General features: G+C 41.1%; 17 protein-coding genes. 10 read left to right on the forward strand and 7 right to left on the reverse strand.

Annotated elements, in window-relative coordinates; all coding sequences use genetic code 11:
- Window positions 1–60: 60 nt before the first annotated feature.
- Genes ACN6NB_RS15145 through ACN6NB_RS15155 form a run of 3 tightly spaced genes read left to right on the forward strand, consistent with a single transcriptional unit; the run spans window position 61 to window position 835 of the window.
- Entirely contained in the window at window positions 61–198 is a 138-nt protein-coding gene (locus ACN6NB_RS15145) for a YuzL family protein (RefSeq protein WP_003212904.1), read from the forward strand.
- A 26-nt stretch (window positions 199–224) separates the two neighbouring features.
- A complete protein-coding gene (locus ACN6NB_RS15150) occupies window positions 225–476 on the forward strand; it encodes a hypothetical protein (protein ID WP_047202428.1) in 252 nt (83 codons plus the stop codon).
- 11 nt (window positions 477–487) lie between these two features.
- Window positions 488–835, forward strand: a complete 348-nt coding sequence (locus ACN6NB_RS15155) for a spore coat protein (RefSeq protein ID WP_039181293.1) — start codon at window positions 488–490, stop codon at window positions 833–835.
- A 33-nt stretch (window positions 836–868) separates the two neighbouring features.
- Here the strand turns inward: ACN6NB_RS15155 and ACN6NB_RS15160 are convergent, their stop codons facing one another.
- The 3 genes from ACN6NB_RS15160 to ACN6NB_RS15170 form a co-directional block, all read right to left on the reverse strand.
- Window positions 869–1,120, reverse strand: coding sequence for a DUF2573 family protein (locus ACN6NB_RS15160; RefSeq protein ID WP_058838132.1), 252 nt, complete (start codon window positions 1,118–1,120; stop codon window positions 869–871).
- A gap of 71 nt (window positions 1,121–1,191) precedes the next feature.
- The gene (locus ACN6NB_RS15165) at window positions 1,192–2,022 is read right to left on the reverse strand and encodes an ABC transporter ATP-binding protein (RefSeq protein ID WP_008347057.1); all 831 of its coding nucleotides are present in this window, start codon (window positions 2,020–2,022) and stop codon (window positions 1,192–1,194) included.
- A gap of 146 nt (window positions 2,023–2,168) precedes the next feature.
- Window positions 2,169–2,615 carry a YusW family protein gene (locus tag ACN6NB_RS15170; protein WP_180272447.1) on the reverse strand — a complete coding sequence of 149 codons (447 nt, stop codon included), beginning with the start codon at window positions 2,613–2,615 and terminating at the stop codon, window positions 2,169–2,171.
- A gap of 113 nt (window positions 2,616–2,728) precedes the next feature.
- On the opposite strand from ACN6NB_RS15170, the gene ACN6NB_RS15175 reads away from it, so the two are divergent.
- Window positions 2,729–3,571 carry an oxidoreductase gene (locus tag ACN6NB_RS15175; RefSeq protein ID WP_247543721.1) on the forward strand — a complete coding sequence of 281 codons (843 nt, stop codon included), beginning with the start codon at window positions 2,729–2,731 and terminating at the stop codon, window positions 3,569–3,571.
- Between the two features lie 47 nt (window positions 3,572–3,618).
- Here the strand turns inward: ACN6NB_RS15175 and ACN6NB_RS15180 are convergent, their stop codons facing one another.
- Complete coding sequence (locus tag ACN6NB_RS15180; protein WP_126682297.1) at window positions 3,619–5,025, reverse strand: S1C family serine protease; 1,407 nt, start codon at window positions 5,023–5,025, stop codon at window positions 3,619–3,621.
- A 327-nt stretch (window positions 5,026–5,352) separates the two neighbouring features.
- Between ACN6NB_RS15180 and ACN6NB_RS15185 the strand changes: the two genes are divergently transcribed.
- Together ACN6NB_RS15185 and ACN6NB_RS15190 are read left to right on the forward strand one after the other, a co-directional pair.
- Window positions 5,353–6,030: a response regulator transcription factor gene (locus ACN6NB_RS15185; RefSeq protein WP_474253413.1), complete on the forward strand. Its 678-nt coding sequence runs from the start codon at window positions 5,353–5,355 to the stop codon at window positions 6,028–6,030.
- The gene (locus ACN6NB_RS15190; protein ID WP_474253414.1) at window positions 6,027–7,358 is read left to right on the forward strand and encodes a HAMP domain-containing sensor histidine kinase; all 1,332 of its coding nucleotides are present in this window, start codon (window positions 6,027–6,029) and stop codon (window positions 7,356–7,358) included. Before ACN6NB_RS15185 ends, ACN6NB_RS15190 begins: the two co-directional genes overlap by 4 nt.
- A 20-nt stretch (window positions 7,359–7,378) precedes the next feature.
- Here the strand turns inward: ACN6NB_RS15190 and spxO are convergent, their stop codons facing one another.
- A complete protein-coding gene (gene spxO / locus ACN6NB_RS15195) occupies window positions 7,379–7,543 on the reverse strand; it encodes an anti-adapter protein SpxO (RefSeq protein WP_003212782.1) in 165 nt (54 codons plus the stop codon).
- A 192-nt stretch (window positions 7,544–7,735) separates the two neighbouring features.
- Between spxO and ACN6NB_RS15200 the strand changes: the two genes are divergently transcribed.
- Entirely contained in the window at window positions 7,736–8,614 is an 879-nt protein-coding gene (locus tag ACN6NB_RS15200; protein ID WP_474253415.1) for a TetR/AcrR family transcriptional regulator, read from the forward strand.
- Between the two features lie 48 nt (window positions 8,615–8,662).
- Here the strand turns inward: ACN6NB_RS15200 and fumC are convergent, their stop codons facing one another.
- A complete protein-coding gene (gene fumC, locus ACN6NB_RS15205; protein WP_024423418.1) occupies window positions 8,663–10,057 on the reverse strand; it encodes a class II fumarate hydratase in 1,395 nt (464 codons plus the stop codon).
- A gap of 89 nt (window positions 10,058–10,146) precedes the next feature.
- Window positions 10,147–10,314: a YvzF family protein gene (locus tag ACN6NB_RS15210; RefSeq protein ID WP_003213147.1), complete on the reverse strand. Its 168-nt coding sequence runs from the start codon at window positions 10,312–10,314 to the stop codon at window positions 10,147–10,149.
- Between the two features lie 112 nt (window positions 10,315–10,426).
- Here ACN6NB_RS15210 and ACN6NB_RS15215 point away from each other — a divergent pair, with 112 nt between their 5' ends.
- From ACN6NB_RS15215 to ACN6NB_RS15225, 3 genes are read left to right on the forward strand one after another with little or no spacing between them, the layout of a single operon-like run.
- Window positions 10,427–11,851 (forward strand): spore germination protein, encoded by a 1,425-nt coding sequence (locus tag ACN6NB_RS15215; RefSeq protein ID WP_039181313.1) that lies wholly within the window; start codon window positions 10,427–10,429, stop codon window positions 11,849–11,851.
- Window positions 11,838–12,932 carry a GerAB/ArcD/ProY family transporter gene (locus tag ACN6NB_RS15220; protein WP_427369169.1) on the forward strand — a complete coding sequence of 365 codons (1,095 nt, stop codon included), beginning with the start codon at window positions 11,838–11,840 and terminating at the stop codon, window positions 12,930–12,932. The genes ACN6NB_RS15215 and ACN6NB_RS15220 overlap by 14 nt, the downstream gene beginning before the upstream one ends.
- Window positions 12,929–14,050, forward strand: a complete 1,122-nt coding sequence (locus ACN6NB_RS15225; RefSeq protein ID WP_474253416.1) for a Ger(x)C family spore germination protein — start codon at window positions 12,929–12,931, stop codon at window positions 14,048–14,050. The genes ACN6NB_RS15220 and ACN6NB_RS15225 overlap by 4 nt, the downstream gene beginning before the upstream one ends.
- Window positions 14,051–14,061 lie beyond the last annotated feature (11 nt).

The raw sequence follows: 14,061 nt of genomic DNA on the forward strand, positions 1-14,061 counted from the left end.
TATTTTGCGGTGTATGAATTAAAGATCAAAGGGAATTGTAAGAATGGAGGTGATGTCCACATGTCTCGTTTGAAGAAAAACCCATCGAAAGCAGGCGTAAGTGCTGCAAGTGTAAAAGGAAACGCAGGTCCATCACAGGAAGCAGACCTAGGCGGGAAAAAAACCAGTCAAAATCAGCAATATAAAAAGAATCAGTAAGGAAACAAAATCGTAAGGAGGAACACATGTTGAACAATCAGCCAATGAATATGCCCCCAGAAGTCATTTCAGTGAAGGATTCCTTGTACTTAGAGGATATGCTCAACTGGAACTTGATCGCCATGAAAAAGGCTCATTTTATGGCCGAGCATTGCCAGGATCAAACATTGAAACAAGAATTAAATCAAGTTGGCCAAATGCATCATCAGCATTACACACAAATTCTTCAGCATTTAGGCAGCTCAGGGCAAGGCCAGTCTACTGGCTTTATGCAATAGGAGGAAAAAACATGGAACAGCAAAACCAACAAAAAATCGGGAATCCACAAACCCCGGTTCCCACAACTACAAACATGAACGATCGTGATTTCGTTACAGATCTCTTGTCGACTGAAAAATACATGACAAGTGGATACAACACAGCGCTCAATGAATTCAGTCATGAATCTCTTTACCAGGATATTCAGCGAATTGCGCTGGAAACACAGAAAACACAAAGACATTTATATGATGTCATGTTCCGATATGGCTGGTATTCTGTTGAAGCGGCTGATCAGCAAAAGCTCCAGCAGACACACCAGAAATTCCAGCAAACACTGACAGATCAATCTCCGTACGGATCATCACAAATGTCATAAGAAAAAAACTGCCAGTCTGATGCTGGCAGTTTTTTAACGGTCTTTATTGGCGCGATGAGCTTCGTTCAACTGTTTGATTCGTTGAATCGTGTGTTTGATTTCTTCTTTTGCTTCCGGATACGTTTCATTGAAATGCTTTGCTAGCGGCGGCATGCTTTTGGCAATATGAGAGTAGATCACCCATTGTTTCACATCTTGTTTCAGCTCGTCTGTTGATTCACCGAGCAGCAGCTCTGTATATTTATCAAGCAAGCCTTCCAGCTTTTCTTCTAATTCTTTTCCCATTGACATTCCGCTCCTTTTTCAGAAAAAAGCCTGACTCTGTGAGACACAGATGTCAGGCTTTTGACATACGATTATCTTGCAGCAAGAAATGTTTCAGCTTGCGCTTGCTGCACAATACAGCGTCCTCTACCGTGCGGAATACATAATGGTGTTCCAAATAGAGGATCTGTTGTCACTTGGCAATTCATATCAAAGACATTTTTCACGAGATCACAATTAATCACTGTTTCTGGTCTGCCTTCTGCATAAATTGACTTGTCTTTAATCGCGACAAGATGATGAGCATATCTGCATGCGAGATTGAGATCATGAAGAACCATCACAATCGTGCGCTGCTCTTTCTCATTTAAATCAAACAGAAGGTCCAAAATTTCGATTTGATGCGTCATGTCTAAATATGTCGTCGGCTCATCTAACAAAATAATATCGGTCTCTTGGGCCAGCGTCATCGCAATCCATGCACGCTGCCTTTGTCCACCTGATAATGAATCAACGGTCCGATCAGCAAGATCTTCCATCTTTGTTGACTTCAATGCGCGATTCACTGCTTCTTCATCTTGCTTCGACCACTGCTTCAGCCAATTTTGATAAGGATATCTGCCTTGCTTCACTAACTGATGCACAGTTAATCCTTCTGGCGCTTCTGGTCCTTGTGGAAGAATAGCGAGCTGTTTCGCTACTTCTTTTGTTGGTAATTTTGCAATGGAATGACCTTCAAGCAGGACAGAACCACCCATTGGCTTCATGAGACGGGCCAAAGAGCGAAGTAGCGTGGATTTACCGCATCCATTACTGCCAATAAATACTGTGATTTCACCCTTAGGGATTGATACATTTAGTTCATCGATGATCATTGTTTCTCCGTAGCCTAAGCTTAAACCTTCAGTAGAAATGGCACTCATTCCGCTCAAACGCTCCTTTTCTCATCCAAATTTTTATATGAAATATCGTCTATGTACAGACGTAAAAGATCACTTATCTCAATTTAGTGTATCAGATTTAAGTGATCTTGAAAATCATTTTCAATTAAAAAATGAGAAAGTCTCGTTTATTTCTTCCTTTGGAATGTACGTTTGGTCCCATCCTCGAGCTTCAGATCGATCTGAATCCGCTGATAATCATCATCTAAATTAAAAGCAGCTAATAGTTCATTTACATACGCTTCATTGATCTTTGCACTAGGAATCGACATATCATTCAGCTTCATCTTCATCTCGCGCAAGGCTTCTTCCCCTTCATAGCGGACCCCATTCATATGATCACGAATGATTGCCTCCTCTTTGCCTCTTGCCTGACGGTAGGTTGCTTCGTATAATTCGTTTTTCTGTCCATATTGTACATGCAGATGCAGATGCTGAAATGGCAGTTCCTTCATTTGAACAGCTGACAGACTTTCTGCCTCTGCTTCATGTGTTTGTTGTAATGGTTCAATTGATTGACAGCCGGACAGCATAAAGAGCAGCACTCCTATTTGTCCCGCCTTCTTCCAACACATCATGTGTTTCCTCCTATTTCATAGCATCGCTTTTTATTCTTCTCCAGGCTCCTTTTTGTTATTCAATAAAACATCTCACTATGATAAATTTAAACAAAAAGGAGAACCGGATGATGAAAAAAACAGCCATTGTAACTGGTGCCAATAGCGGCTTTGGCAAGCTCATCACGATGCATCTCGCCAAGCAGGGCTATACAGTGATTGCCGGCGTCAGACAGGAAACCAATGCAAAAAAGCTCGCTGAAGAAATCGAGCAAGCCTCTTTATCCGGCATGATACATATTGAAGCGTTAGATGTGACGGATACGCAGTCGATCCAAGCATTTCAGAAGAAACTTCATGCCTATGCACCTATTACCCTGCTTGTGAACAATGCGGGAACAGCCTTTGCTGGTTTTGCGGAGGAGGTTCCTGTTGACACGTACCGCCAGCAATTTGAAGTGAATGTCTTCGGTGTGATGGAAATGACCCAAGCAGTGCTGCCGTTTATGGCGAGCGGCGCAAAGATTTTCAATATGAGCAGTATCAGCGGATTAATGGGAATGCCTGCACTTTCTCCATATGTATCGTCTAAGTTTGCGTTGGAAGGCTATACAGAAAGCCTACGGATTGAACTAGCTTCGTTCGGTATCCAGGCGGCCTTAATTGAGCCGGGCTCTTTCCAAACAAATATTTGGAATACCTCCATGAACGAGCAAATGATTCAGCCAGCAGAGGGATCGAAATACATAAAACTCTATCAAAAGATGATGGCCCATATTGATACCCAGAAATCCAACTATGGAGATCCTCGTGAAGTGGCAGAGCTTGTTGTTCGGTTAGCAGAGAAGAAGCGGCTGAAACGGCTGAGATATCTTGTTGGAAAAGGCGTACGACTTTCATTCACAGCAAAACAGCTTCTGCCGTGGAACATGTGGGAACACCTCATACTGCGTACACTCTCTTCAAAAAAATAAGCACAAAAAAACAGGTGGATATGTTGACATCCACCTGTTTTTTTCATTTATTCGCTCTCTGACTGCCCAAGGGTAATATCTAGATTTTTGTTCTTTCCTTCACGGATGACAGTCATTGTGGTTTTATCGCCGACTTTTGTTTCTTTGTAAAGAATTTCTTTCAGCTGAGAGCTGTTCACTACGTCTTTCCCTTTGAACTTGATGATGACATCCCCAGATTTCAAGCCTGCTTTTTGCGCAGGTGAACCTTTTGAAACATCCTTTACGTAAATGCCTTTGCCGATTTGTTTATCAAATAAGCCGAGCGTATTTTCCTGATACGTCTCAGGCACTTGCTCAAGGTCAATCATTTGTACGCCAAGGTATGGACGTTCAACTTTTCCATTTTTCAACAGCTCATCTACAATCGGTTTGACATCGTTACTTGGGATCGCAAATCCGAGTGATTCCACACCGCTTTCGCTGATTTTCAAGCTGTTAATACCAATGACTTGACCATCTGTATTGATCAGTGGCCCCCCGCTGTTTCCTGGGTTAATGGCTGCATCTGTTTGCAGCACATTCATCTCCACTGTACCAGATGACGTATTTGCTTCAACAGTACGATCAAGACCACTAATGATTCCTTCTGTCACAGTACCTGAAAATTGTGCACCGAGCGGATTCCCAATGGCAATAACTTTATCTCCAGCACGAAGCTTAGAAGAATCACCAAAGCTCGCCACTTTATCAATGCCGTCTGCATTGATTTCAACAACGGCTAAATCTGTCATGACATCACTGCCGACAAGCTTTGCGTCTTTTGTTTTTCCATCATATAGTGTGACCTTTAATTTATTGGCACCTTCGACAACGTGGTTATTTGTAATAATGTACGCTTTTTTGCCATCTTTTTTGAAAATGACACCAGAGCCTGTTCCAGCTTCAGCTTCTGTTTGATCACCGCTCAGTCCAAATGAATTTTGTGTAGATTGATAGTTTGAGACCCCTACAATAGTGGGCTCTAAATCTTCTACCATATCAGCAACATTTGTGGCATTGGTGATTTGTTTTGTCGAGAAATTATCTGAGGCTGCCGGTTCGCTTGATGCAGTCTGCGTTTGCGTGTTGGCAGCTGTATCCTGTGACTGCGGCAAAAGCGGTGTAATGCCAAGTACAAGACCCCCGCCAATAATTCCTCCAAGAATCGGGCTGAGCCATGCCGCCTTCCGCTTTTTCTCCTTTTTTGACGCACGGTCATCCACCATTTGAGGAGAATGATTCGTCACACTCTCCTGCGCGGCAGATGTTTCGTTTTCATGCTGGTGAAAAACGAGTTCCTTCTCTTTTTCTGGTGCGTCTATTTGTTTCTCATTCTCTTGATGGGTATCTTCTTGATGGTTCATTTCATTGTCTTGATTCGTGTTTTCTGGATGATTCATCTTATTCTCTTCATCTTCTCTTCGGAAATCCATCGCTTGCACTCCTTTACATCATGTTTCATTTCATATGTCTAGATAGGACTCAGGTCCTCTTAATGGAAAGATCATTGAAAAATACTTTATGGCAATATGTCAAATTATATAATACTTATTCATAGAAAAAAAGCAAGGTGCGCACATTGATGAAAAGCACCTATTCATCCGCCTTTTGTCTATGCCCTTTTTTCCCTTGACCTTATCATAATCAAACATTATGGGATAATGATGAGAAGAATATGTGAAATTGTGAAAAAAGCATGTGATTGTTGACATGCCGCCTTTGTATCCCGTTATAATGACGTTGAGAGGATGTGGAAGACTTTGTCGTACACCATTTATTTAGTTGAAGATGAACAAAACTTAAATGAACTGTTAACCAAATATTTAGAGAGTGAGAATTGGAATGTCTCCTCTTTTTTAACCGGAGAAGCGGCACGCGAGGCAATGAACAAGCCGCCGCATCTATGGATTTTAGATATCATGCTGCCTGATACAGACGGCTACACCCTCATTAAAGAAATCAAAGCCGCATCACCTGACGTACCGGTCATTTTCATTTCAGCACGTGATGCCGATATCGACCGTGTCCTCGGCTTAGAGCTGGGAAGCAGTGATTATATTGCGAAGCCGTTTCTTCCGCGTGAACTGATCATTCGGGTACAAAAGCTGCTGGAGCTTGTGTATAAAAACAATGATACTCCGCAGCAGCAAAGCGTCACAACCGTTTCTTCTTATGTCATTCATGAGGATGTAAGAGAGGTGTATGAAGAGGGTCAGCTCATTAACTTAACTTCTAAGGAATTTGACTTGCTGCTTTTATTTACACATCACCAAGGACATGCTTTTTCTCGTGAAGATATCCTCGTCAAAATTTGGGGACACGATTACTTCGGGACAGATCGTGTAGTCGATGACCTTGTTAGACGGCTGCGCAAAAAAATGCCCGACTTAAAGGTCGAGACCATCTATGGATTCGGCTATAGGATGCTGAAGGGATGAAGAACAAACCGCTCGCTTTTCAAATTTGGGTTGTGATCTCTGGCATTTTGCTCACTATTTCCATTGTCCTGATCATTCTATTTTCTAATACATTACGTGACTTCTTCACAAATGAAATTTATAAAAATATTGAAAATGAACAGCAAGTGCTGACAGAATATCCATTAAACCGAGACGGCTCGCCAAAGTCGACTCCGGAAAACCGCTCCGTGCAGCACATTTTGATTCCGTCAAATGAATTAGATCAAATGGCGCAGTTTTTTCCGCATGCCTTTATTGAGAAAATCCAATCGTTTGTGAAAAAACAAAAAAGCTCAACGAAACGGTATTCTGAAGAGGTGAACGGCCAGCATATCTTTTTTGTCATCAAAAAGGTATCATCAGGCAATACACCATATATTCTTCTATCCTATGCACCAGATTCTTATCGAGACGACCTGTCCTTTACGCTGTTTAAACAGCTGATCTTTATCTTAGGCACCGTTATTTTACTAAGCTGGATTCCATCGATTTGGCTTGCCCGCTATTTATCCCGACCAATCGTTGCGTTTGAAAAACACGTCAAACGGATTGCACAAGAGGACTGGGACGATCCTGTCATCGTTGACCGGCAAGATGAAATTGGCAAGCTTGGTCATACCATTGAAGAAATGAGACAAAAACTCATTCAAAAGGATGAAACAGAACGGACACTTTTGCAGAATATTTCACATGACTTAAAAACACCTGTCATGGTCATCCGCGGCTACACGCAGTCCATTAAAGATGGTATTTTCCCTAAGGGAGATCTTGAACAAACGGTGGAAGTCATTGAAGGTGAAGCGGAAAAGCTTGAGAAGAAAATCAAGGATCTGCTGTACTTAACTAAGCTTGATTATTTATCAAAACAACATCCCGCACATTCTTCCTTCCTACTCAGTAATACGATGCTGGAAGTGGTCGACCGAATACGCTGGTCGAAAAATGAATTGCAGTGGAACGTGGACTTAGATGATGAGGCTGCTCTTGAAGGCGATCCAGAACAATGGAGCAAATTATTTGAGAATGTACTAGAAAATCAACTTCGCTATGCAAAAAGTAAGATTGATATTCAAATGAAACAAGAAGAGGATCAAATCCGCATTGTTATTCGAAATGACGGTCCTCCAATTGAAGAACATATGCTGTCCAACCTATACGAACCTTTTAGTAAGGGAAAAAAGGGCGAATTCGGCATTGGATTAAGCATTGTCAAAAGAATTCTTTCAATGCATCAAGCGTCCATATCTATTGAAAATGATGATCTAGGTGTACGTTATACAATCATAGTTCCAAAGAAGAGACTGTAGGTTTTTGACCGCAGTCTTTTTTAGATGAATGAATACCCATTGAAATCACGGTATGTGGCTTTAATCTTTTTGCCAGCTTGATACATCCATTTCTTTTCAATGGTTGTCTCTTTCGGCATTTTGACTTTTTCTACTTGAATCCCTTTTGTTCGCAAGCGTCTAATCATATCATCAATTTCTCTCATGGAACATCATCCTTTCACATATTTTGACCAGTTGGTCACCTTACTTTATAATATAAAGAATTACACTGTAAAAAACAAGTTACAATCTGATTAATTTTTGAAAACTTTCGTCGTTTATGACCGATAAGTCACATCTCTTTGCGCACGTTTCCTAAGACATTTGTCTCTCGGTAAGAAAGGATGACATTCATATTGAAAAAGAAAGAAAAAATGATCATTGAGGCTGGCATGAAATTATTTGCCAGCAAAGGCTACAACGCAACGTCTGTTCAGGAAATTGCGGATGAATGCCACATGTCAAAGGGTGCTTTTTATCTTTATTTTAAATCAAAGGAAGCACTGCTCATTTCGATCCTTCATTACTATTACGATAAGGTATTTACCCGGATTCATGAGGTTCAAACAGAGGGCGGCACACCAAAAGAAGCCTACCGAAAACAGCTCACTGTCTATTACGATAATATTTTGCAGCAAAAGGATTTTATTAAAATGCAGCTGAGCGACAGGGCGCTTCCACTGAATGAAGAAACGCAGCAGCTCGCAAAACAAATTAGGCTTGCGACCGTCCAGCTTCACATTGATAACATTAAACAAGTATATGGAGATGCTGCTATTCCTTATATGGCTGATTTATGTTTGACGATTGAGGGCATGAGCCACGTTTATTTCGAGCTGGCGATTTTATATGATTTTCAGCTGGAAGCAGAAGAACTTGCCACAACCATGATTCATCGTATCGATGATTTGATGGGCGGTATGATGAAGCGAAATGACCTTCCTCTCATTTCTGTAGATCAAGCGAGCGATTGGTTTGGTCCGATTTATGAACGGTCATTCGATCCGCTCACAGAATCTCTTTTAAAGGAGTTAAGAGAGATTGCTGAATCACACTATGAAGTGAAGGACGAACCCGATTTATTTGAAGCGCTTGGCATACTAGAAAATGAATTAAACAAACAAAAACCAAGACAAGTCATCGTGAAAGGCATGCTGTACCAATTGAAATTATACGCACCGCTGCAAAGCAACTCTGATTCACTTTTGCGTATTTTGAAAGAGGATCATTTGTAAACGCATCACTTTTAATGAAAAAAACCAGGGGCAGCCGCCCCTGGTTTCTTATTTCGCTTTTGGTGTCACCATTTCTTCTGGTTTCACAAATTGCTCGAACTGCTCCTCTGTTAGCAGCTCTAATTGAAGTGCTGCTTCTTTTAATGTTAATCCTTCTTTGTGAGCAAGCTTCGCAATTTTCGCTGCATTTTCATATCCGATGTGCGGGTTAAGTGCCGTCACAAGCATCAATGAATTGTTCAAGTTTTTCTCAATTGTTTCTAGGTTTGGTTCGATTCCAACTGCACACTTGTCATGGAATGAGTTCATGCCGTCAGCAAGTAGTTCAACTGATTGCAGGAAGTTATAAATGATGACTGGCTTAAATACGTTCAGCTCAAAGTTTCCTTGGCTTGCCGCAAAACCGATTGTGGCATCATTCCCCATGATTTGTGCTGCAATCATAGTTAAAGCTTCACTTTGAGTTGGGTTGACTTTTCCTGGCATAATAGAGCTTCCCGGCTCATTTTCAGGAATAATCAATTCGCCAATTCCACAGCGTGGGCCACTTGCAAGCCATCTGACATCATTGGCAATTTTCATTAAATCAGCTGCAAGTGCTTTTAAGGCACCGTGTGCATACGTAATTTCATCATGGCTTGTCAGCGCATGGAATTTGTTTGGTGAAGAATTGAATGTTTGACCTGTCAGCTGGCTGATTTCCTCAGCAACATATTGACCGAACTCAGGATGTGCGTTAATGCCTGTACCAACAGCAGTTCCGCCAATGGCTAATTCTCTCATTTTTTCAGTTGATTCTAGAATCATTTCTTTTGAACGGTCCAGCATGTATACCCAGCCGCTAATTTCTTGACCAACTGTCAGCGGTGTTGCATCCTGCAAGTGCGTACGGCCGATTTTCACAATCTCTTGATACGCTTTTGCTTTCTCATCAAGAGTTGTTCTTAACTGGTCAATAGCAGGCAGCAACTTTTTGTACACAGCTAAAACAGCTGCCACGTGCATAGCCGTTGGGAATGTATCGTTTGAGCTTTGGCTGCGGTTAACGTCATCATTCGGGTGAATGCTGAACTCACTATTTTTATCTTTCAAATAAGCAGTTGCTCTATTTGCAACGACTTCGTTCATGTTCATGTTACTTTGTGTTCCACTACCTGTCTGCCAAACAACAAGCGGGAAATGCTCGTCATACTTTCCGCTGATGATGTCATCACATACAGCAGCAATTGCTTCTGCTTTTTCGCTTTCAAGGTTGCCAAGACGCTCGTTGGCAATCGCTGTGCTACGTTTCAAAATTGCAAACGCATTCACAACTTCCTTTGGCATTTTCTCAGAACCGATTTTGAAATTTTCTTTGCTTCGTTGTGTTTGTGCACCCCAGAACTTGTCCTTCGGCACTTTGATTTCGCCCATTGTATCTTTTTCGATTCTAAATTCCGTCATTATGTATCCCTCCATAGCTTCTCATCACTCAACTCTATTCTATACAAAAAACGAAAATCCTTTAAGCGTTTTCAATTAAAATTTTATCTTTATTTTAATTTTAGTTCAATATAAACGCGAACATCCTTCGAATATTTGTATTTTGGGTTCGTTTTTCCGTAGTCCTTTGATGTATAAGTCACCTCATAATGCTTGTCAAACGACTGTAGAATACGGTCGATCTCCTCTTTTGTTCCTGCTAAACGAATCTGTGCCATCTTGTTTCCTCCAAAACCCTCATTCTTTCTTTTACCACAAAATAATGTAACACAGAATATTGTTTTTTCAAGCAGGTAATGCTAAGAAAAAGATTTGAGGCGGGTGATCCGAATGAATCAAACTCCATTAAAAGAGCACTTATACGATAACCTCTCCGTCATCCTTCCACAATTAAAAGAAATGGACGACTTGGTTCATGAGAAAAAAACGCTGCCTCACGGACAGGTTGTTTACTATTTATACATAAAAGAAATGAACGAAACGATGGAGATTCAAACCTTTTTAAAGCTGCTTCTCCAAGATCATACGTCTCTCACAAAAGAGAAGCTGGAATCCAATTTATCGATGATGACCACCCGTTCGGTGAAGACTTCTGAGGAATTGGTCGCTGCGATTTTTGATGGGCATTGTGTGGTACTGATTAACGGTTTTCAGCATGCGTACATTTTAGAAACGCATGGAACGAAGAAACGCAGTATAGGGGATGCTACCTCTGAAACAGTTGTGAGAGGACCGAAAATTGGCTTTATTGAAGATTTAGATACGAACTTAGCTCTTGTAAGACAGCGCTTGAAAAACCCCGATCTTAAAACCGTCGACATGAAGATTGGTCAAAAGAAGTACACCCAAGTGACCATCATGTACATAGATGGCATGGCTCAATCGTCTGTTTTAAAAGAAGTGAAAAAACGACTCAAGCAAGTCACCATTGATGATATACAAGACTCTGGGGTTCTTGAGGAACTGATTGAAGACAATGTGTACTCTCCTTTTCCGCAAATCCAAAACACAGAACGACCGGATAAAGTGGCGTCTGCTTTAAATAATGGACGTGTCGCCATTTTTGTTGATCATTCTCCTTTTGTGTTAATTGTACCTGCTTCTCTCGCGACGATTATGCAATCACCTGATGATTATTATGAAAGGTGGATCGCCGCCTCTCTCATTCGGATGCTGCGGTTTACCTCTATCTTTCTGACATTATTTTTATCAGCCATTTATATTGCGCTTGTGTCCTTCCATCAAGGACTGTTACCAACAACACTGGCTATTTCGATCTCAAGTACAAGAGAAAATGTCCCATTTCCTCCTATTGTGGAGGCACTCATTATGGAAATAACGATTGAGCTGCTGCGGGAAGCGGGTTTAAGGCTGCCAAATCCGCTCGGTCAAACGATTGGACTTGTAGGTGGAGTTGTCATCGGACAGGCGGCCGTTCAGGCTCATATTGTGAGCTCAATCATGGTGATTATCGTCAGTGTGATTGCCCTTGCGTCCTTTACTGTTCCTCAATACGGGATGGGCATGTCGTTCCGCGTGCTCCGCTTTGTGTCTATGTTTACGGCAGCTACTTTGGGTTTATATGGGATTGTGCTGTTCATGCTCGTTCTCCTTACTCATTTAACACGGCAAAAAAGTTTTGGTACGCCTTATTTTTCACCAGATTTTGTGTTCAGCTATAAAAATGAAGACAATTCCATCATTCGATTGCCTTTGAAAAATCAAAAGAAAGGAGAACGATATGGTCAATCATAAAGAGTCGATCACCAGCTATCAGGCAAGTGCCATAATTGCCAATACAACATTAGGTGCAAGTATGATGATTCTGCCAAGAGCAATGGCTCAAGCTGCAGCTACACCTGACGGCTGGATTGCGCTCTTGCTCATGAGTGCCATTTACATTGTATTTATTTTTGCGAATGTCCTTATGATGAAAAAAGTCCCCTTCTCCTCTTACTATGATTATACAAATGAGGGTCTTGGAAAGTGGGGTGGCGCTCTTGCTAACATATTGATTATTATTTATTTTCTTGGCGTTGCCAGCTATGAAGTACGGGCGATGTCGGAAATGGTGAAGTTTTTTTTGCTTCAAAACACACCTGTAGCGGTGACAATGATCAGCTTTATTTTGGTTGGCCTTTATCTTGTAGTCGGCGGGATTGGTGATTTTGCCAGACTGTGCCCCTTTTTCCTCATTGTCACCTTGATTATCTTATTTGTTGCATACGGACTCAGTGTTCAAGAATTTAAGTTAGATAACCTCCGGCCTGTTTTAGGAGAGGGATTCTCTCCTGTCTTCAAATCCCTTAACGCATCAGCCATTTCGTTTGTCGGCATTGAAATGATATTGTTTATGCCTGTCTATATGAAAACGCAAAAACACACCTTTGCTTATGGCGCAGTCGGCTTTTTGATTCCTGCGATCATCTATATTTTCACTTATATTCTTGTCGTTGGTGCGTTCACGGTGAAAGAAACAGCGACTTTGACTTGGCCGACGATTGCCTTATTTCAATCGTTTGATATACAAGGAATCTTTATTGAGCGAATCGAATCCTTTTTGCTCATCGTTTGGCTTGTTCAACTTTATACGAGCTTTGTAGGATATACGTTTTTTGCTGCAATGGGGTTATCAAAACTCACAAAATTCCCCAAAAAGATCGTGCTCGCGCTGATGGGAATTGTCATCTACTTTGCCGCCATTTTCCCAAAGGATGTTGATACAGTGCGCAATTATTTAACCTATGTAAACCATTTATTTTTCCTTTTATTCGGTATCCTCCCGTTTCTCTTATTTATCATCGTGTTTTTGAAAAGGAGGCGGAAAGCAGCATGAAAAAGAAGAAGGTCTTTGCATTACTCGCCCTTGTTCTATTAAGTGGATGCTGGGATAGTACCAATATTGAGGAGCTCAACATGGCGATTGGTTATGGCTTAGATAAAGGAGATAACGGTCATAAGCTGAAAATATCTATGCAAGTCCTTGTTCCTCAAAAAATTGAACAAGAATCCAGCGTAAAAGACCCAACAAAGATTATTGAAACTAACGGTGATTCCGTACATCAAATATTTCGAACAACGACTCTCAAAAGCCATCGGATTTTCGCCCAGCAGCTGAGGGTGTATTTATTTTCTGAGGAGCTTATCAATGAAAATAATTTCGACCTCGTCATCAATCAATTTATTCGCGACAATGAAACGCGGAGAGGAAGCCTTGTCTTTATGACCGCTGAAAAGCCTGGAGACTTGCTGAAAATCAATGATGATGGGCAGCCTGCTTCTTCTACATTATATGATATTTCGGGGAATACAAAATCGACCATCCGTATGTTAAAGCCTGTTTCATTAGGTGATATTTCTACTGCTATGCAAAACAACGTATCTTTTGCTGTTCCGAAAGTCAGTGTGGATCAAGGGAAATTAATACTCGACGGTGCCTCTATTATTAAAAACAAACGATTTCTCACCGACATCTCTCCGTTAGCCGTGCAGTCATACAACCTATTGACAGGGGAAGGAAAAGGTGGAGTCATTGAATTTGAATATGACCACAGCATCTATTCTTATGAAATATTTAAACTGAAACACAACATTGAAACGAAGAAAACAGCTAGCGGAAGATATCAATTTGATGTATCAGTAGAGCTTGATGGAAGATTATCTGAGGATTGGAATGAGCGTGAGAATGCATTTAATGAGAAGTATCTTCAAGAGATTGAGGGTGCAGTGGAGCGTCAATTAAAGAAAACTGTAAAAGATTTCATTGGGGAATTACAGCATGAGATCAAAGCAGACATTTGCGGGTTTTCTCAAAAAGCGAGTATTGCATATCCGAAGGACTTTCGAAAAGAAGCGAAGCATTGGGATGAGATTTTTAGTGAATCGGACATTCGTTACAAGGCAAATGTGAAAATCCGTGACTTCGGGACTAAGGGCGCAACACAATCTTTATAGAGTATGTTAAA

Source organism: Bacillus sp. 11B20 (genome assembly GCF_056098985.1).